We start from the raw sequence: 19802 nt of genomic DNA, 5'->3' as shown, positions 1-19802 counted from the left end.
CCACTTCAATCTCGACCGGCTTGCCCGGAGCGATCTTGTGCGCAGCGTTGATGGCTTCAGGGATGCCACCGCACGCGGCGATATGGTTTTCCTTGATCAGGAAGGCGTCATACAGGCCGATGCGATGGTTGTGGCAACCGCCGCAAGTGACCGCGTACTTCTGCGCCAAACGCAGGCCGGGAAGGGTCTTGCGAGTGTCGAGCAGCTTCACCTGAGTCTCGGCCACAAAGTCCGCCAGGTACTGCGCGCGCGTCGCCACCCCCGAGAGCAATTGCAGGAAATTCAGCGCGCAACGTTCGCCAGTCAGCAATGAGCGCGCCGGCCCTTCGAGATGAAAAAGCGCTTGATTGGGTTTTACCCGCTCGCCATCGCTCACCTGCCAGTGCACGGCAACCCGTGGGTCCAGCTGCCGGAAAACCGCGTCAACCCACGCGGTGCCGGCAATGACGGCGCTGTCGCGAGTAATGATGGTGGCTTTGGCCAGGCGCTCGGCCGGGATCAGTTGCGCGGTGATGTCGCCGCTGCCGATGTCTTCGAGCAACGCACGGCGCACGTTGGCTTCGATTTCGGCGGTCAGGTCGGCGAGACGAAGATTGGGCATAACGGACTCCACAAACAAAGTGGCCCGATTATAGGGCCATGGCGCGGGGCAACCCAAGGCGTCAGAGGCGTTCGTGTGATCTGCAAACCTGCATTTGGTCGATTCGCTTGAGTCGGCGGTCCTGAATTGGTGTGTTCCCCAAGCGTCTATTTCAATACCGGCACAGAGTCTTCTGGCAAAAGAGCCCGCTTTTGCAAGATAATTCGCCTTGCTTTTGACGTCATGGCTTTGACGTGTTTTCGGGTTGACGTCCCTTCGCCGAATCACCGTTTCAGGAGGCTTGGATGCACAACGACGGGAATGTAGTGCCTTTGCACAAGGCCGCTACCGACCAGGCGACTCACTCGCCGCTCGCCCGCCTGCCTGTGATTCTGCTTCAGGTCCGCGACAAGGCGGCGCAGCAGCTGCGCCACGGTTTGCAGGCGCTGTTCGATAACGCCGATGACACCCTGTTCGAGATGGCCGACCGGGCGCGGACTGACGTCGACCAGAACCTCTTCTTCGAAGCCATGCGTGATTTGCGCCTCAAGCGCAAAAGCATCGAGCGCGGTTTTCTTGAGCATCTCTTCGACGCGTTTATCCGCCTCACTCAGTACGAAGGCCCCAAGTCTGCCTTGCCTGAGGTTTTCGACGACTCGCCGCCGCTGCCCCGTGACGACATGGAGCGCAGCGTGGCAATCGAGGCGATGGTCAATAAAGTGCTCAGTCGTGACGGTTTCGCGCTTGGCCAACTGAGCGCGCGACTCAGCGCACTGCTTGGGCGCTCGCTGGACGATTCGAACAACCCCTTGGGGCCGGCGATGCTCTGCGATTACTTCCTGCAGGCCGGGCGCAATCTGGGCGTCGAAATCAAGGTCAAACTGATCCTCCTCAAACTGTTCGACCGCTACGTACTCAGCAGCGCCGATCAGGTGTACGCCGAAGCCAATCAACTGCTGATCGCCACCGGTGTGCTGCCCGACCTGAAGCCGGCGCCGGCTCGCCGTGCGACCGATCGAGTGGCGGCCAGCGCCTGCTCGAACCCCGTCGAGGTCAGCGTCCACGCGGGCGCGCCCATGGATGACGGCGTCCAGGAAGTGTTTGCGGCGTTGCAGGAATTGCTGCTGCACGTACGCGGCAGCGTTGCGCCGACCCTCGAAGCCAGCGCCCGACCTCAACCTATCTCTACCCGCGACCTGCTGCGCCTGCTCTCGCACTTGCAGCAATACGTGCCGGCACCTGCGGCCCAGGATGATTTCGATCTGCGTAATCAGCTCGAACAGCTGCTGACGCGGGTGAGTGTCAAAAGCGGCAAGTCGCGGGTGGTCGGGGTGGCGGACGAGGACGTGATCAACCTGATCGCGATGCTTTTCGAGTGCATCCTCGATGACCGCCATTTACCGGACTCCCTCAAAGCCTTGATCGGCCGTTTGCAGATTCCGATGCTGAAGGTGGCGGTGCTCGACAAGAGTTTCTTCAGTCGCAGCAGCCACCCCGCGCGGCGCCTGCTCAACGAAATCGCCGCCGCCGCCACGGGATGGGGCGAATGCGACGATCATGAGCGCGACAGCCTGTACCTGCGCATCGAGCAAGTCGTGCAGCGTCTGTTGAACGACTTTGCTGACGACCCGGCGATCTTTTCCGAGTTGCTCGCGGATTTTCTCGCCTTCACCAGCGATGAGCGCCGCCGCAGTGAGTTGCTGGAACAGCGCACCCGCGACGCTGAAGAAGGGCGCGCCAAAGCCGAGCTGGCGCGCCAGCGCGTCGAGCAAGTGCTGAACCAGGCGTTGCTGGGCAAAGTACTGCCCCAGGCGGTAGTGGTTTTCGTCGAGCAGGCCTGGAGCAAAGTGCTGTTGCTGACCGGCCTCAAACACGCAGACTCGTCAGCCGAATGGCAGGCCGATGTGCAGACCATGGAGCAATTGATCTGGAGCGTGCAGCGCCATGACGATCCCGATGCTGGCCAGCGTCTGCTGGCCCTGGTGCCGGGTTTGCTCAAGTCGTTGCGCGACGGGCTGAGCCGTTCGGCGTTCGATCCGTTCGCCACCGGCGAGTTTTTCAGCGAGCTGGAAAGCTTGCACGTTCAGCTGTTCGAACGCCGGGAGCAGTTGCCCGAGCAGCCGGTGATGGTTGAAGTGCTGGAGGAAATTCTTCTGCGCACCGCCGACGAAGGGCTCGTCGACACGCAAGCGGAGCGGTTGCCGGCCGACGACGCCGGACTGCTTCAGGTCGATCAACTGCGGCCGGGCTGCTGGGTGGAGTTTCAGGAAGACGATGAAAATACCCTGCGCTGCAAGCTCGCGGCGATCATCGAGGCCAGCGGCAAATACATTTTTGTCGACCGCACCGGCATGAAAGTGCTGGAGCGTAATCGTATCGGGCTGGCCCTTGAGTTCCGCCGTGGCGCGGTGCGAGCGCTGGACAACACCTTGTTGTTCGACCGGGCGCTGGAATCGGTGCTTGGCAATCTGCGGCGGCTCAATCGCGGCAAGTGATCGCGTCGCGAGGGCCTATCGCGGCATACTGGGCGCCAACACAGTCGTCGTTGAAGGAACCTGTATGCAGTTGGACCCCGCGAGCGGTTGGTGTCAGGGCGTAAACGTATGCCCTTCGCCCAACTTCAATGCGCGCCCCTCGGATGAAATTTCCCTGCTGGTGATCCATAACATCAGTCTGCCGCCGGCGCAGTTCGCCACCGGCAAGGTGCAGGAATTTTTCCAGAATCGCCTGGATGTCACGGAGCATCCCTACTTTGAAGGGATTGCTGACCTGCGGGTGTCTGCGCACTTTCTGATCGAACGTGACGGCAACGTCACACAGTTTGTCTCCTGTCTTGAGCGTGCCTGGCATGCCGGGGTGTCGAGTTTCGATGGGCGAGAAACCTGTAATGATTTTTCCGTGGGCATTGAACTGGAAGGCACGGATGATCTGCCGTTCACCGACGCTCAATATCACGCGTTGACGGCCCTGACCCGGCAGCTGCAAAGCGCCTTCACGGGCATCACCGCACAGCGCATCTGCGGGCACAGCGACATCGCCCCCGGACGCAAAACCGATCCGGGGCCGGCATTCGACTGGGCACGTTATCGCGCGGCCCTGCAACAAGAGGAACAACAATGAGTTTTCTGGTGTTGCTGTTGGCGGTCTGGATCGAGAAGTTCTCGGCCTTGCGTCATCGGGTTCAACGTGACGGCGGCTGGGTGCGTGAGCTGCACAAGCTGGAAGCCAACCCGCGTCTGACCAATCGGCCGTGGCTGATATTGCTGGTGCTGGTGTTGTTGCCGGTGGCGCTGCTGGGTTTGCTGTTGGTGGTGCTGGAACCGGTGGCCTACGGGCTGTTGGCGTTGCCGGTGCATCTGCTGGTGGTGATTTACAGCCTGGGGCGCGGCGACCTGCTGGCCGGTCTCGGACCGTTTCGCGATGCCTGGCGACGGGAAGACCTGCAAGCCGCCGCCCATGTCGCGAGCCGCGACCTGGGTATCTGCGCCGACAGCGGCGAACAGCTGCTGGAGCGGGTGCAAGGGCATCTGCTGTGGGAGGCTTATCAGAGCTTTTTTGCGGTGATCTTTTGGTACTTCCTGTTGGGGCCGGTGGCGGCGCTGAGCTATCGCTTGCTGGCGCTGGCCGAAGAGCACAGTCAAAACCCGGCGGTGGTCGAGCGCGCGGCACAATTGCGCCACGCCTTCGATTGGGTGCCCGTGCGTTTGCTGGCCGCGAGCCTGGCGCTGGTCGGCAACTTTGTGGCAGTCAGCCGCGTGATGTTGCATGAACTGTTGAACTGGAACATCAGCGCCGCCCAATTGATCGAAAAGGTCGGGCTGGTCGCCGGTGAAATCCCGGCGCCCGTGGTCGGCCCCGACGGCATCAACAGCCTCGACCAGATCTGGGAACTGTTGCTGCGCGCCGCGGTGCTCTGGTACGCCGGTTTCGCCCTGTGGACGGTACTTCCTTGAGTTGTAGAACCTGTGGTTAGGGGCTTGTCTGTGGTGAGGTGACTGGTTTGCTGTGGCGATGGGGCTTCTGTTGGTGATGGGGCTTGCCTGCTGTGGTGAGGGGGCTTCTGTTGGTGATGGGGCTTGCCTGCTGTGGTGATGGGGCTTCTGTTGGTGATGGGGCATGCCTGCTGTGGTGAGGGGCTTCTATAGGTGATGGGGCTTTTGTGGTGATAGGGCTTCTGTGGCGAGGGGGCTTGCCCCCGTTGGGTGGCGAAGCCGCCCCGGCAATTCTCCCCTAATACCGTAATTGCAGGTTTTACGACTGCTGCGCAGCCGAACGGGGGCAAGCCCCCTCGCCACAGAAGCCCCCTGACCGCAGAAGTCCCCCGAAGACCCCTGCTGTCGCCGTTAACCTTAAGTTACAAAACCTCCCGCCGATTTAAGCTATACAGAGATAGCGCCGAATAGTGGCTATCTGCCGTCGACCTGCGCCTGCCAATAAAAATAAGAATTCCAAGGGAGACTTCACAGTGAAGAGCTTGCTCTATCCCGCCGTTGCGCTAATGAACCGCCTGAGCTTCGGCATGAAGTTCAGCCTGATCAGCGTGTTGTTCCTGGTGCCGATGCTGGTGACCAACTTCTATCTGGTGCGCGACTCTTATCGTGAATTCCAGGGCACCCAGGTCGAACTGCAAAGCCTTGATCTGCTGGGCAGCAGCCTGACCTTGCGTCGCGATCTGGAAACCCTGAACAACCAGGTGCAGATCAACGTCACGCTTGGCCAGTCGGGCAAGGCCGGCAATATCGAGTCGACGATCACCACGCTGGAGCAAGGCGTTCTCGCCCGTTTGCAAGGGTTGACCGCGATGACCATCGACCCGGAGCAGATCAAGGTGTTCGATGGCAAACGCGATGAAATGATTGCCGCGTTCAAGGCCCAGCAAGCGGAAAAATCCTTGCAAAGCAAAAGTGGCATGATCGGCAAATTGCTCGGCAATGCGCAGATTCTCAGCCAGATCATCGCCACTCAGGCCGGTTTGAGTCGCGACAGCCAGAGCGACATGCGCCAACTCAGCGAACTCCTGACCAGCGTCACGCCGGCTGTCACGCAGATGCTGGGCGAGGGCCGGGCGATGGGTTCGTTGTCGCTGGGGCAGGGCTTTCTCAATTCGGCGTCGAGCACCCGTTTTGACGAGTTGCTGGCGCAGATCGAGAAGCTCCAGGGCGAATACGCGCTGAAATTGCAGGACGCCCTGGGCTCCAGCAAAGCGGCGCACGAAGCCCTGGCGGCTACGGCCGATGGCAGCAAGGCGTCGCTGAAAAAGGCCAGTGAGCTGTTCGAAGAGCAGGTGGTGATGGCGGATACGCTCGATGCGCCGTGGCAGGGTTTTTACGATCACGTCACCGCGCTGATGGACCAGACTTACCAACTCAACGACGCGACCCTGAAATTTCTCGGCACCCAGTTGCAGCAGCGGCTGGAGCAAAACCGTACGCACATGGTCCTGCAAGCCGTGGCGTTGTCGGTGGTGTTCGTGCTGATTTTTTACCTCTACGGCGGCTTCTACGCCTCGACCCGCACCACCCTCAAACGCCTTGGCGCAATGATGGATAAAGTCGCGGCGGGCGACATGACCGTGAACTTCCGCGCACAAAGCCGCGATGAACTGGGCGAATTGGGCGAGGTGTTTAACGGCACCGTGAAGAAAATCCATGACCTGATCGAACGCGTCGGCCAGACCGTCAACGAGGTCGAGCGCCAGGCCGGGCAGGTTGAAATTGTTTCCGCGCAAAGTAACCAGGCCGTGGCGGGGCAGCGCTCGCAGATCGAACAAGTCGCTACGGCGATGAACCAGATGTCGGCCACCTCCCTCGAAGTGGCACGCAGCGCCGCCGCGGCGGTCAGCAGCGCCCACAGCGTCAACGACGAAACCATCAGCGGTCGCGGGCTGGTGGAATCGCAGCAAGGCAGCATCGCGGCACTGGCCAGCGAGATCGATCAGTCGGTGTTGGTGATCAATCAATTGGCCAGCGACAGCCAATCCATCAGTCGCGTGCTGGAAGTGATCAAGAGCATCGCCGAGCAGACCAACCTGCTGGCGCTCAACGCGGCCATCGAAGCGGCTCGGGCCGGTGAGCAAGGCCGAGGTTTCGCGGTGGTGGCCGACGAGGTCCGGACCCTGGCCAAACGCACCCAGCAATCGACCGAAGAAATCGAACAGATGATCGCCAAGCTCCACAGCGGCGTCGGTGCAGCGGTGAAAGCCATGGGCGTCAGCCATCAGATGGCCGACGGCACGGTCGGGCAGTCGGAAAAGGTCCAGCAGGCGTTGGAAAATATCCTCGGCGCGGTCGGCATGATCGTCGACCAGAACCAACAGATTGCTGCCGCCGTCGAGCAGCAGACCGCCGTGGCGCATGACATTGACCAGAACATTGTCGAGATCAACCGCGCGGGTGAACGCACCGCTGAAGGGGCGCATCAGACTGAGGACGCCAGCCGCGCGTTGTCGGCCCAGGTGGTGGAATTGAAACAACTGATCAGCGCGTTCCGTGTCTGAAAACTCACCCGAAAGGTGGGAGCGGGCTTGCTCGCACCGGCGCTCCCACCGTTTTTTTGCGCACAGTCTGTAGTATTTGTTTTCGACTGAAGTCAGCTGTTTCCTGATTTTCTACGGCCGCTGGTATTTGGTCTTCAATCAAGGATGATCAAGCACTCTGACCTGCCCTGAGGAGGCGCGGTTATGTCTGTCGCAACTACTGGAGTCCAGGGGCACTGCGCGCACTGCGGAAGTACGCGGTTGCTTGAACCCTGGCAGCTCAACGCTATCGCCATCGACGAATCGTTCGCCTGTTCCCAGTGCCATAAAGCCTTGCAGCTGCGCGATCCGAAACAGATCAAGCGCTTCAAGTCTCTTGATTCACTGACGTTATTGCGCGCCAGCACCCGGGTGACGGTGTGCACGGCGTTGCTGGTGGCGCTGGTGATGGAATGGGTTGGCATCCTCAGCGTCGTCGAGCAGCTGAATTTTTCGCTGATCGCGATTCTGTTCTATTGCGCGGTCATTCAGTTCGCCAGACACCGGCAGCACATCACCCTGGTTCTGGAGGCCGCCAAGGCCCACGTCGACTGACTACCAGTTGAACAGCTCACAGGCATTGGCCGTGCTCGCCGCCGCCAATTGCGCGGGGCTGATCGCCATGATCTGCGCGAGCGCCGAGCAGATCGCCGGCAGGTGCGCCGGGCTGTTGCGTAAACCGGCGAACATGGCGGGCGCCATGTCCGGCGAGTCGGTTTCCAGCACCACCGACGCCAGCGGCAACTCGGCCAGCACCCGGTGCATGCGCAACGCCTGTGGCCAGGTCGCGGCGCCGCCGAGACCGAGTTTGAACCCGAGCTTGATGTATTCGCGGGCCTCTTCCTGACTGCCGGCGAAGGCGTGAATGATGCCCGCGCGTTTCAACCTGAAGCGCTTGAGCGTGGCAATCACCGCCGCGTGGCTGCGCCGCACATGAATCAACGCCGGCAGATTGAAATCCGCCGCCAGTTGCAGTTGCGCCTCGAACAGCGCTTGCTGGCGTTCACGGTCGAGGGTGTCGATGAAGTAATCCAGGCCGATTTCGCCCACGGCGCACAGCTGTCGATGACCGTTGAAGCGACTCAGCCAATCACCGAGTTCGGGCAAATCTTGCGGCCGATGCTGATCCAGATAAACCGGGTGCAGACCGAACGCCGCATGCAGGTCCGGATCGCTTTGCACCAAATCCCAGACCCGCTGCCAGTTGCCCTGATAAACCCCCAGCACCACCATCCGCCGCACCCCGAGCGCGCGACTTTCAGCGAGCAGCGCCGGGCGATCTTCGTCGAAGTCCGGAAAATCCAGATGCGTGTGGCTGTCGATCAGCTCCACGGGTCAGTCCTGGCGAATACGCTGCTTGAAGGTCCGCGCGATGGCCTGCACGCCGGGTTGGTAATCGGACTGCTCAATGGCGGCCAGTGCCAGCTCCAGGGCCTTGTCGGCGATCAGTTGGTGTTGCTGCGCCATCGCATTGACCGGCAACGGCAGGAAGTCCAGCAACTGCGTATCGCCGAAAGTACCGAGGCGCAGCGGGCGGGATTTCAGCGGGAAGTCGTGCAGTGCGTCGAACACACCCTGCAACAGCACGTAGGAAGTGGTTACCAGCGCGTCGGGCAAATGCCCCAGGCGCTGAAGCAATTCTTCCATCAGTTGTTTGCCGCACTCGCGGCTGAATGACTCGCCGTGTTCGATCAGCACTTCGCCGTTGAACCCGGCCAGCGCTTCCTTGAACCCGGCGGCGCGCTCCTGACTGATGCTCAACTCGGGACGTGCGCCGATCAGTGCAATCTGCTTGGGCAACGGCTCGAGCAGGCTGTGGGTCAGTTGCCGGCTGGCTTCGCGGTCGTCGCTGATCACCGAGCAGAAATGCTCAGGCTCCATGACCCGGTCGATGGCGATGATCGGAATGCCTTTGGCCTGCAACTGGCGATAACTGTCGTCGCCGCTCGGCAGGCAACTGGCGACGATCAAGGCGTCGCAACGGCGGGCGCGGAACAGTTGCAGCAATTGCCGTTCGCTGTCCGGTGCATCGTCGGAACTGGCGATCAGCAACTGATAGCCACGGGCCCGTGCCCCTTGCTCCAGCAGCTTGGCAATTCGCGCGTAACTGGGGTTTTCCAGGTCCGGCAGAATAAAACCCAGGGTGCGGGTATGCCGACTGCGCAACCCGGCCGCCTGCGGGTTGGGCGTAAAGCCGTGTTGTTCGACGACGGCGCGCACGCGCTCGACGGTGGCGCTGCTGATGCGTTGCTGTTCGGCCTTGCCATTGATGACATAGCTGGCGGTGGTCACGGACACACCGGCCAATTGGGCGATATCACTGAGTTTCAACTCGGGAGTTCCTTGTTTTTCGGCCGACATTGGCGCCAATCCTAACCGATCAGGCAGACGACGATGGCGTTCGCGTATCCGGCACTTTGGGCTTCAACGAGGGGGCGTAATCGAGTAACGTACGAAACATTCTAGATTAAACGTTTCAGCAGGCGTATTTTCTGCGTTATAGGTGCATTTGGCCGGTTCTGCCGTGAAACCGCCAAAAGTGCCGCTTAAGCGCCTAAGCTGATTCATTCAAAACAATACCTGGCGTCCACAGGCGCCAAAAAGGAGAAAGCATGCTCGAGCTCACCGTAGAGCAGATTTCCATGGGCCAATCGGCCGTGGATAAGGGCACAGCCTTGCAGTTGCTGGCCCAGCACCTGGTTGCCGATGGCTTGGTCGCCGACGGATACCTCGCCGGTTTGCAGGCGCGTGAAACCCAGGGCTCGACCTTTCTCGGTCAAGGTATTGCCATCCCCCACGGCACGCCTGAAACCCGCGACCAGGTGTTTGCCACCGGCGTGCGGCTGATGCAGTTTCCCGACGGAGTGGATTGGGGTGACGGCCAGATCGTTTACCTCGCAATCGCTATCGCCGCCCAGTCCGATGAACATCTGCGCCTCCTGCAACTGTTGACCCGCGCCCTCGGCGAGACCGATCTGGGCCAGGCCTTGCGCCGCGCCAGTTCCGCAGAAGCCTTGCTCAAACTGTTGCAAGGCGCGCCACAGGCACTGGCGCTGGATGCGCAGATGATCGGCCTCGGCGTGTCGGCCGACGACTTTGAAGAACTGGTCTGGCGCGGCGCGCGTCTGCTGCGCCAGGCCGATTGCGTGAGCAACGGTTTCGCCGCCGTGCTGCAACAAGTCGAAGCGCTGCCGCTGGGCGATGGCTTGTGGTGGTTGCACAGCGAGCAAACCGTGAAGCGTCCGGGCCTGGCCTTTGTCACGCCGGACAAACCGATGCGCTACCTCGGCCAGCCGCTCAGTGGTCTGTTCTGCCTGGCCAGCCTCGGCGAGGCGCATCAAGCGTTGCTCGAACGCTTGTGTGCGTTGCTGATCGAAGGGCGCGGCCATGAACTGGGCCGCGCCACCAGCAGCCGTAAGGTGCTCGAAGTGCTGGGCGGCGAACTGCCGGCGGATTGGCCGAGCGCGCGCATCGCCCTGGCCAATGCCCACGGCTTGCACGCACGGCCGGCGAAGATCCTCGCGCAACTGGCGAAAAGTTTCGACGGCGAGATCCGCGTGCGCATCGTCGACGGTCAGGACAGCGCGGTGTCGGTCAAGAGCTTGAGCAAACTGCTCAGCCTCGGCGCCCGTCGTGGTCAGGTGCTGGAATTCATCGCAGAACCGAGCAGCGCCGCCGATGCCTTGCCGGCGTTGCTGGCCGCCGTCGAAGCCGGCCTCGGCGAAGAAGTCGAGCCGTTGCCGGCCGTGAGCCAGCAGCGCGAAGTCATTGCCGATGTGGCTGAGGTGCTGCTCGCACCGAAATCCGGCAGTCTGCTGCAAGCCATCGCCGCCGCGCCGGGCATCGCCATCGGCCCGGCGCACATCCAGGTGCTGCAAACCATCGAATACCCGCTGCGCGGTGAGTCCGCCGCCATCGAGCGCGAGCGGCTCAAGCACGCGTTGGCGGACGTGCGCCGTGACATCGAAGGCCTGATCACGCGCAGCACCTCCAACGCCATTCGCGAGATTTTCATCACGCACCAGGAAATGCTCGACGACCCGGAACTGACCGATGAAGTCGACACCCGCCTCAAGCAGGGCGAAAGCGCCGAAGCGGCGTGGATGGCGGTGATCGAAGCGGCGGCCAGACAACAGGAATCGCTGCAGGACGCCTTGCTCGCCGAACGTGCCGCCGACTTGCGCGACATTGGTCGTCGCGTGCTGGCGCAATTGCGTGGCGTCGAAACGCCGAGCGAACCGGATCAGCCGTACATTCTGGTGATGGACGAGGTCGGTCCGTCCGACGTGGCGCGGCTGGACCTGGCCCGCGTCGCCGGCATACTCACGGCCCGTGGCGGCGCAACCGCGCACAGTGCCATCGTCGCCCGTGCGCTGGGGATTCCGGCACTGGTCGGCGCCGGTGCGGCGGTGTTGCTGCTGGCGCCGGGCATGCCGTTGTTGATTGATGGCCAGCGCGGACGGTTGCACGTGGATGCTGATGCCGCGACGTTGCAGCGCGCCACCGAAGAGCGCGACACCCGCGAGCTGCGCTTGAAAGCGGCGAGTGAGCAACGCCATCAACCGGCGCTGACCACCGATGGCCATGCGGTCGAAGTGTTCGCCAACATTGGCGAGAGCGCGGGTGTCATCCGCGCGGTGGAGCAGGGCGCCGAAGGCATCGGCCTGCTGCGCACCGAACTGATTTTCATGGCGCACTCGCAAGCGCCGGATGAAGCGACCCAGGAAATCGAATACCGCCGCGTGCTCGATGGCCTCGCCGGTCGACCGTTGGTGGTGCGCACCCTCGACGTCGGCGGCGACAAACCGCTGCCGTATTGGCCTATCGCCAAAGAAGAAAACCCGTTCCTCGGCGTGCGCGGCATTCGCCTGACGCTGCAACGTCCGCAAATCATGGAAGCGCAGTTGCGCGCCTTGCTGCGTGCCGCCGACAACCGTCCGCTGCGCATCATGTTTCCGATGGTTGGCAGCGTCGACGAGTGGCGCCAGGCGCGGGACATGACCGAGCGACTGCGTCGGAAAATCCCGGTGGCTGATTTGCAACTGGGGATCATGATCGAAGTGCCGTCGGCGGCATTGCTGGCGCCGGTGCTGGCCAGGGAAGTGGACTTTTTCAGCGTCGGCACCAACGACCTGACCCAATACACCTTGGCCATCGACCGTGGTCATCCGACCTTGTCGGCCCAGGCTGACGGCTTGCACCCGGCGGTGCTGCAACTGATCGACTTCACCGTGCGCGCGGCCCATGCCAACGGCAAATGGGTCGGCGTGTGCGGCGAACTCGCGGCCGATCCGCTGGCGGTGCCGGTGCTGGTCGGCCTCGGTGTCGATGAGCTGAGCGTGTCCGGTCGCAGCATTGCCGAGGTCAAGGCGCGCATCCGCGAACTCAGCCTGACCCAGGTGCAAATCCTTGCCCGCCAGGCGCTGGCCGTGGGCAGCGCGAATGAAGTGCGCGCACTCGTGGAGGCCCTGTAATGGCCAGAATTCTTACGCTGACCCTCAATCCCGCGCTGGACCTCACCGTCCAGTTACCGCGCCTGGACGCCGGTCAGGTCAATCGCAGCGACGCGATGCACACCCACGCCGCCGGCAAGGGCGTGAACGTGGCGCAAGTGCTGGCGGACCTCGGGCATCAACTGACGGTCAGCGGCTTCCTCGGCGAGGACAACCCTCAAGCGTTCGAAACCTTGTTTGCCAAACGCGGGTTTGTCGACGCCTTCCTCCGCGTTCCGGGCGAGACGCGCAGCAACCTCAAACTGGCCGAAAGCGACGGACGCATCACCGACATCAACGGCCCGGGCCCGCAGGTCAGTGCGGCAGCGCAGCAGGCGTTGCTGGAGCGACTGGAGCAGATTGCGCCCGGCCACGATGCCGTCGTCGTCGCCGGCAGTTTGCCGCAAGGCATCAGTCCCGAGTGGTTACAGGCATTGATCCTGCGTTTGAAAAGCCTGGGTCTGAAAGTCGCCCTCGACACCAGCGGTGAGGCGTTGCGAGCGGCGCTCAAGTCCGGCCCGTGGCTGATCAAACCGAACACCGAAGAACTCGCCGATGCGCTCGGTTGCGAGGTGATTTCGCTGGCGGCGCAGGCGCAGGAGGCGAGTCGATTGCACGCCCAGGGGATCGAGCATGTGGTGATTTCTCACGGTGCCGATGGCGTGAACTGGTTCAGTGTCGGCGCGGCGCTGCACGCCACGCCGCCCAAGGTCAGCGTCGCCAGCACGGTGGGCGCGGGCGATTCGTTATTGGCCGGCATGCTCCATGGTTTGCTCAGTGCCGACACCCCTGAACAAACCCTGCGCACGGCCACGGCGATTGCCGCCATGGCGGTCACCCAGATCGGTTTCGGCATTGGCGATGCGGCGCACCTGGCGCGGCTCGAACAGGGTGTGCGCGTGCGCCTCCTGACAGAACAATAAGAGGGATTGTCATGAAGTTAGCCATTGTTACGGCTTGCCCGAACGGCATGGTCACCAGTGTGCTGTGCGCGCGGTTGCTGGATGCCGCCGCTCAGCGTCAGGGCTGGAGCACCAGTGTCGAAGTGGTGGATGCCGCGCACCCGGAACGCCAGTTGTCGGCGGCCACGATTGCGGCGGCCGAGTGGGTGTTGCTGGTCAGCAGCGGGGCGGTGGACTTGTCGCGATTTGTCGGTAAGCGGGTGTTCCAAAGCACCCCGGCGCAGGCCTTGCAAGATGTAGAAGCGGTGCTGCGTCGCGGGGCTGAAGAGGCGCAGGTTTACGTCGCGCCCCAAGCGGTCGCCGAGCCTGCCGCCCCGGCGAAAAACGCCCCGCGCCTGGTCGCGATCACTGCGTGCCCGACCGGCGTCGCGCACACGTTCATGGCCGCCGAAGCTTTGCAGCAAGCGGCCAAGCGTCTGGGCTACGACCTGCAAGTGGAAACCCAGGGCTCGGTGGGCGCGCGTAATCCGTTGAGCGCCGCCGCGATTGCCGAGGCTGACGTGGTGCTGCTGGCCTGTGATATCGAAGTGGCGACCGAGCGTTTCGCCGGCAAGAAGATCTACCGTTGCGGCACCGGCATCGCCTTGAAACACGCCGAGGCGACGCTGAACAAAGCGCTGGCCGAGGGCCAACCGGAAACCGCCACGACCGGTGCCAACGCCCCGGCCAGGCAAGAGAAAGCCGGCGTCTATAAACACCTGCTGACCGGTGTCTCGTTCATGCTGCCGATGGTGGTGGCGGGCGGTTTGATGATCGCGTTGTCGTTCGTGTTCGGCATCACTGCGTTCAAGGAACCGGGCACGTTGGCGGCGGCGCTGATGCAGATCGGCGGCGAGACCGCGTTCAAACTGATGGTGCCGCTGCTGGCGGGTTACATCGCGTACTCGATTGCCGACCGTCCGGGCCTTGCGCCGGGGATGATCGGCGGGCTGCTGGCAAGCACGCTGGGCGCCGGGTTTATCGGCGGGATCATTGCCGGTTTTATCGCCGGTTATGCCGCGCAGGCGATCAACCGTTACGCGCGTCTGCCGCAAAGCCTTGAGGCGCTGAAACCGATTCTGATCATCCCGTTGCTGGCGAGTCTGTTCACCGGGCTGGTGATGATTTACGTGGTCGGCAAACCCGTGGCCGGGATGCTCGAAGGGCTCACGCATTTCCTCGACAGCATGGGCACCACCAACGCGATTCTGCTCGGCGTGCTGCTTGGCGGCATGATGTGCGTCGACCTCGGCGGGCCGATCAACAAGGCTGCGTATGCGTTTTCGGTCGGGCTGCTGGCGTCGCAGAGTTATGCACCGATGGCCGCGACCATGGCCGCCGGCATGGTGCCGCCGATTGGCTTGGGCATCGCCACGTTCATCGCCCGGCGCAAGTTTGCCCAGACCGAGCGCGAGGCCGGTAAAGCCGCGTTGGTGCTGGGGCTGTGTTTCATCTCGGAAGGGGCGATTCCGTTTGCCGCGAAAGACCCGTTGCGGGTGATTCCGGCGAGCATTGCCGGCGGTGCGCTGTCCGGTGCGCTGTCGATGTACTTCGGCTGCAAACTGATGGCGCCGCACGGTGGCTTGTTCGTGTTGGCGATCCCGAACGCGATCAACCACGCGTTGCTGTATTTGCTGGCGATTGTCGCCGGGAGCCTGCTGACAGCGGTGGCGTATGCGCTGCTCAAGCGCCCGGAAGTGGTCGAGCTGGCGGTAGAGCCCGTCAACGCCTGATACCCAACTCCTGTGGGAGCGGGCTTGCTCGCGAAGGCGATTTAACATTCAACAAAGATGTTGGCTGTCAGACCGCTTTCGCGAGCAAGCCCGCTCCCACAGTTGATTGGGGTGGGTCAGTAGACGTCGCGGCGGTAGCGGCCTTGTTCGATCAGGCGGTCAACCTCCGCTATTCCGAGCACTTCGTTGAGCACGTGGTCCACGCCCGAGGCCATGCCTTGCAAGCTGCCGCAGATGTAGATGACCGCACCTTCAGCCAGCCATTTCTTCAATTCCCCGGCCGACTCACGCAGTCGATCCTGCACATAAATCTTCTCGGCCTGATCCCTGGAAAACGCCAGGTCCAGGCGTTCCAGATCACCCTCGATCAACCAGCCTTCCAGCTCATCGCGGCAGAGGAAATCATGCTGGCGATTGCGCTCGCCAAACAGCAGCCAATGCCGTTGCTGACCGTCGGCAATCCGCGCCTTGAGCAAGCTGCGCAGTCCGGCCAGTCCGGTGCCGTTGCCCAGCAGGATCATCGGCACCGGTTCGCTCGGCAGGTGAAAACCACTGTTGCGCCGTACCCGCAGGCTGACGCTGGCGCCCACTGGCGCATGTTCGGTCAACCAGCCAGAGCCGATGCCCAGGCTGCCGTCGGCGTGCACTTCCTGGCGCACGATCAGCTCCAGAATGCCGTCGGCGGCAATCGAGGCGATGGAATATTCACGCATGGCCAGCGGCACCAGCGCGTCCGCCAACGCCTGCGCATGCAGGCCGACCAGGTGCGCCCGGTTCTGCGGTAGCTGTCGACTGGCGAGGGCTTGTTCCAACGGTTGCGACAGGCCGTCGAGGGTGATTACGGCCCGGCCGTCGATGCCCAAGCCATCGAGGAAATGCTCGATGGCCCAAGGGCAATTGCGCGGCAGCACTTCGACCAGATCACCGGCCAGCCAGCTGCTGGTGGTCGGGGCGCTGAGCCCCAGCAGGTACACCGGCGAACCGCTGCTGTCCGGGTTCATCAGTTCGCGGCGGGTCAGCGTCCAGTTGTCATAGCTCGGCGCTTGCCACATGTCGACGGGCGCCTGGCCTGTCAGCAAGCCGAGTTGCTGTTGCCAGTGACGCAAGGCGTAGGGGTCGCCGCTGTCGACTTCCACCGGTGCGAACAGCGTCTTGCCGCCATGCTCGCCGAGCCAGGTGTGCAAGCGTCGGGCGAAACCGCAGAAGTGTTGGTACTGGCGATCACCGAGACCCAGCACGGCGTAGTTCAAGCGCTCCAGGCTCGACGCGCGACCCAGCACCTTGCGCTCGAAACCACGGGCACTGTCCGGTGCCTGGCCGTCGCCAAAGGTGCTGACCACGAACAGCGCATTGTTCGATTCCTGCAAGTCCTGTTCGCTGACGCTCGCCAAGGGTTGAACCTTTACCGGTAACCCGGCGGCCTGCAATTGCCCGGCCGTCTGCCACGCCAATTGCTCGGCGAAACCGCTCTGGCTGGCGAAGCCGATCAGCCACGCCGGCGCATCGCTGTCCGGTTGCTGGAGGCCTTTGCGCGCGTCCTTGATCTGTTTTTTCTTGCGCCGACGATCGAGGTACAACAGCCAGCCGGTGACAAAAAACAGCGGCATGGTCAGTGCGGTGAGCGTCAGGATGATGCGGCCGACGATGCCGAAGTAGCTGCCGACGTGCAGTGCGTAAATGCTGGTCAGCAGTTGCGCCTTGAAGCTCTTGTCGCTGTAGCGGTCGTGACGGGCGACGATGCCGGTCGCCGGATTGAGGGTGATCTGGTTCAGCGCGCGGTCGTGGGGCGACGTTTTCAACAGGTAGTACACGGTCGCGGGTTGCCCGGCCACCGGCGGCATGCGCACGTTGTAGGCGCTCAGGCCCGGCCCGGCGGCGCTGTAGATGCTGCTCCACATCGCGGCGTAATCGGCAGTCGGCGCCGGGCCGGCCGGTGCAGGACCGCGATTGCGCACGCGCTCGTTTTGCGGCGCATCGGAAAGCAGTCGGGTCAGGCCTTTGCTGTACCACTCGTAGGACCAGAATAACCCGGTCAGCGCCGCCAGCAGATAGAACACCAGGCACCAGGTGCCGGCCACCGAGTGCAAATCCCAATTGAAGCTGCGGCCCTTTTTCTTCCAGTCCAGGGTCAGCCAGGCCCGCCAGCTTTTCCACAGGCGCGGCCAGCGCAGGTAGAGGCCGGACAGGCAGAAGAAGACGAGGATCAGCGTGCACGCGCCGGTGATGTTGCGGCCGGTATCACCCATGGCGAGGAAGCGGTGCAGTTGCAGCACAAAGCCGAAAAAGTCCTGGCCCTTGGCGTCGCCCATGAACTCGGCGGTGTACGGATCGAAGTAGCGCATCTCGCCACGGCGTTCGCCCGGTGGCGGGGTGAAATACACCTTGCCCGCGTTGCCGCTGTCGGTCTCGACGGTCAGCATCGAGACTTTCTTGCCGGCGGCGGCTTCCATGCGCTCGACCAGTTCGGCGGGCGGCAGGACGCCGGCGACCTGCTTCTGCACCTGCAACACGGAGGGGTTGAGCACGCTCAGGATTTCGTCCTGAAACGACACCGTCGCCCCGGTGATGCCCATCAGGGCCAGGACCAGCCCGGCGCTGATGCCGAAAAACCAGTGCAACTGGAACAGGGTTTTCTTCAACACGTCGCTCGCCTTGTTCGTTCGAAAATAGTCATCACGGCGCGCATTATGCCGTGGGTTGTCGAGAAACATTCTTTTTTACGCACAAAAGCCCCGCTCATGAAGATGAACGGGGCCTGTTGCTGATTCCAGCCTGCATCCGGTCCTGAGGGCTTCCGTGGTGACAGGGCTTCTGTTGCAAAAGGTCTTCTGTGGCAAGGAGGCTTCTGTGGCGAGGGGGCTTGCCCCCGTTGGGTGGCGAAGCCGCCCCGGCAATTCTCCCGTCAACCGTGATTGCAGGTTTTGCGACTGCTGCGCAGTCGAACGGGGGCAAGCCCCCTCGCCACAGAAGACTCCTCTGCCACAGAAGCCCCTAGCCACAGAAGCCCCCTCATCCACAGAAGTCCCCCCACCACGGAGCTCATCACACCTCGATCAGAAGTGGAAGTTGGTGCTCAGCAATGCCGTACGGCCCGCCGCCTGGTTGGCGAAGTGGGTCGAGAAGGCTTTGTCGTAGTAGGTTTCGTCGGTCAGGTTTTGCACGTTCAGTTGCAGGTCGACGTTTTTGCTCAGCTTGTAGGCCGCCATCGCGTCGTAACGAATGTAGGAGTCGACCATGGTGGTGTTGGCCACGCTGCCGAACACGTCGTCGACATAGAACGCACCGCCACCGATGGTCAGCTTCGGCGTGACCTGATAGGTCGTCCACAGGCTGGCGCTGTTTTTCGGCGTGTTAGGCAGTTCGTTGCCATCGTTGGCCTTGCCCAGCGGGCCGCCGTCGACTTGCTCGCTGTCCATGTAGGCGTAACCGGCGAAGATTTGCCATTTGTCGGTGAGCTTGCCGGTGGCCGACAATTCGACACCTTGCACGCGGGTCGTGCCGACGTTCTCGTACGACGTGGTGTCGACTTGGACGCGGGCGTTGTCCTTCTCGGTGCGGAAGATGTCGGCGGTCAGCGACAGACGATCATTCATCAAGTCCCACTTGGTGCCGATTTCGTAGTTCCGGGTGGTTTCCGGCTCCATGTCGCTGCTCAGCAGGTTACCGCTGCGATCCGGCGTGCCGCCCAGCGGGTTGCCGTCCTGGCCTTCGCCCAGGGTCGAGCCCGGTGGTGTGGCGGAGGTGGCGTACGACGCATAGATGCTGCCGTTTTCCGCCGGTTTGTAGACCACGCCGAACTGACCGGTGACGAACTCGCTGACGTCAGCGCCCTTGGCCGTGGTGGCGCCGGCAGCGGTGTAGCTTTTGTAATCGGTGTCGAAATGGTCGTAGCGCAGGCCCATGTTCACCAGCCACTGCTCGGACAATTCCAGGGTGTCGAACACATACAGCGCATACGTGTCGGCCGTGGTGTCGGTGCCGGCGTAGTTGCGCGAGATCGCACCGTTCCACGGGTCGCCCGGGGTCGGGCTGGACAGCGAGGTGCAGTTGTAATTGCTGGGCGCGCCAATCAGTGCCGGCGAGCAGTTAGTGGTCGACGCTGCGGTGCGCGGGGTGGTGTCGACGTTGACGTTGTACGAGGATTTCTGGCTTTCCTCGCGGCTCAACTCGATACCGGTGGCGAAGCTGTTCTTGAAGCCGGCGATGTACACGTCGCCAAACAGATCGGTCTGGTTGGTCGTGGTTTCGGTGTTGCTGACGCGGGTGTTGGCCCGGCGCCAGACGCTGCCATTGTTGACGTTGCCCTTGCTGTCGTCAGGCTGGGTCAGGATGTAATCCTGCATGCTGGTGCCGTGGCGCAGGGTGTTCTTGACGGTCAGCGCATCGCTCAGGTCGTGCTCGATGGCGAAGGTCGCGGTGTCGGTGCGGCCCTTGCGGAAGTCGCGGTCGTCCAGGCCGTAGAAGTTGCTGTGATCGCCACCGGAATACGGTTTGTCCGGATTGGCCTTGGTGCGCGCGGCCGAGCCGGCCAGCGGGATGGAG

The 19802-nt window shown here is 62.6% G+C and carries 13 protein-coding genes; 8 read left to right on the top strand and 5 right to left on the bottom strand.

The window, feature by feature from the left end:
• Positions 1 to 601: carboxylating nicotinate-nucleotide diphosphorylase (gene nadC / locus ACQKP4_RS24900; RefSeq protein WP_427636495.1), on the bottom strand; the 601-nt coding region annotated here is incomplete at its 3' end.
• Between the two features lie 284 nt (positions 602 to 885).
• Between nadC and ACQKP4_RS24895 the strand changes: the two genes are divergently transcribed.
• The 5 genes from ACQKP4_RS24895 to ACQKP4_RS24875 all read left to right on the top strand — a co-directional run bounded on the left by ACQKP4_RS24895 (position 886) and on the right by ACQKP4_RS24875 (position 7649).
• Positions 886 to 3075: a DUF1631 domain-containing protein gene (locus ACQKP4_RS24895; protein WP_427636493.1), complete on the top strand. Its 2190-nt coding sequence runs from the start codon at positions 886 to 888 to the stop codon at positions 3073 to 3075.
• A 64-nt stretch (positions 3076 to 3139) separates the two neighbouring features.
• Entirely contained in the window at positions 3140 to 3700 is a 561-nt protein-coding gene (gene ampD / locus ACQKP4_RS24890; protein ID WP_427636499.1) for a 1,6-anhydro-N-acetylmuramyl-L-alanine amidase AmpD, read from the top strand.
• Positions 3697 to 4533 (top strand): regulatory signaling modulator protein AmpE, encoded by an 837-nt coding sequence (gene ampE / locus ACQKP4_RS24885; RefSeq protein ID WP_427636491.1) that lies wholly within the window; start codon positions 3697 to 3699, stop codon positions 4531 to 4533. The genes ampD and ampE overlap by 4 nt, the downstream gene beginning before the upstream one ends.
• A 512-nt stretch (positions 4534 to 5045) precedes the next feature.
• Positions 5046 to 7076 carry a methyl-accepting chemotaxis protein gene (locus ACQKP4_RS24880; protein WP_427636489.1) on the top strand — a complete coding sequence of 677 codons (2031 nt, stop codon included), beginning with the start codon at positions 5046 to 5048 and terminating at the stop codon, positions 7074 to 7076.
• A 183-nt stretch (positions 7077 to 7259) separates the two neighbouring features.
• Positions 7260 to 7649, top strand: a complete 390-nt coding sequence (locus ACQKP4_RS24875) for a hypothetical protein (protein ID WP_427636487.1) — start codon at positions 7260 to 7262, stop codon at positions 7647 to 7649.
• On the opposite strand, the gene ACQKP4_RS24870 is transcribed toward ACQKP4_RS24875, so the two are convergent.
• Both ACQKP4_RS24870 and cra read right to left on the bottom strand, forming a co-directional pair.
• Positions 7650 to 8426, bottom strand: coding sequence for a TatD family hydrolase (locus tag ACQKP4_RS24870; protein WP_427636485.1), 777 nt, complete (start codon positions 8424 to 8426; stop codon positions 7650 to 7652).
• A 3-nt stretch (positions 8427 to 8429) separates the two neighbouring features.
• Positions 8430 to 9425: a catabolite repressor/activator gene (gene cra, locus ACQKP4_RS24865; protein WP_427636497.1), complete on the bottom strand. Its 996-nt coding sequence runs from the start codon at positions 9423 to 9425 to the stop codon at positions 8430 to 8432.
• A gap of 281 nt (positions 9426 to 9706) precedes the next feature.
• Between cra and ptsP the strand changes: the two genes are divergently transcribed.
• Genes ptsP through ACQKP4_RS24850 form a run of 3 tightly spaced genes read left to right on the top strand, consistent with a single transcriptional unit; the run spans position 9707 to position 15260 of the window.
• Complete coding sequence (gene ptsP / locus ACQKP4_RS24860; RefSeq protein WP_427636483.1) at positions 9707 to 12568, top strand: phosphoenolpyruvate--protein phosphotransferase; 2862 nt, start codon at positions 9707 to 9709, stop codon at positions 12566 to 12568.
• Complete coding sequence (pfkB, locus tag ACQKP4_RS24855; protein WP_427636481.1) at positions 12568 to 13509, top strand: 1-phosphofructokinase; 942 nt, start codon at positions 12568 to 12570, stop codon at positions 13507 to 13509. Before ptsP ends, pfkB begins: the two co-directional genes overlap by 1 nt.
• An 11-nt stretch (positions 13510 to 13520) precedes the next feature.
• Positions 13521 to 15260, top strand: a complete 1740-nt coding sequence (locus ACQKP4_RS24850; protein ID WP_427636479.1) for a PTS fructose-like transporter subunit IIB — start codon at positions 13521 to 13523, stop codon at positions 15258 to 15260.
• Between the two features lie 116 nt (positions 15261 to 15376).
• Here the strand turns inward: ACQKP4_RS24850 and ACQKP4_RS24845 are convergent, their stop codons facing one another.
• Together ACQKP4_RS24845 and ACQKP4_RS24840 are read right to left on the bottom strand one after the other, a co-directional pair.
• Positions 15377 to 17902: a PepSY domain-containing protein gene (locus ACQKP4_RS24845; protein WP_427636477.1), complete on the bottom strand. Its 2526-nt coding sequence runs from the start codon at positions 17900 to 17902 to the stop codon at positions 15377 to 15379.
• Between the two features lie 411 nt (positions 17903 to 18313).
• On the bottom strand, positions 18314 to 19802 hold a 1489-nt coding region (locus tag ACQKP4_RS24840), incomplete at its 5' end, for a TonB-dependent receptor (RefSeq protein ID WP_427636475.1).

The organism is Pseudomonas sp. NPDC086278, assembly GCF_050280905.1.
Classification (GTDB): Bacteria; Pseudomonadota; Gammaproteobacteria; order Pseudomonadales; family Pseudomonadaceae; genus Aquipseudomonas.
The sequence above is the reverse complement of the archived record's forward strand: the minus strand, read 5'-3'. Positions and strand labels throughout refer to the sequence as shown.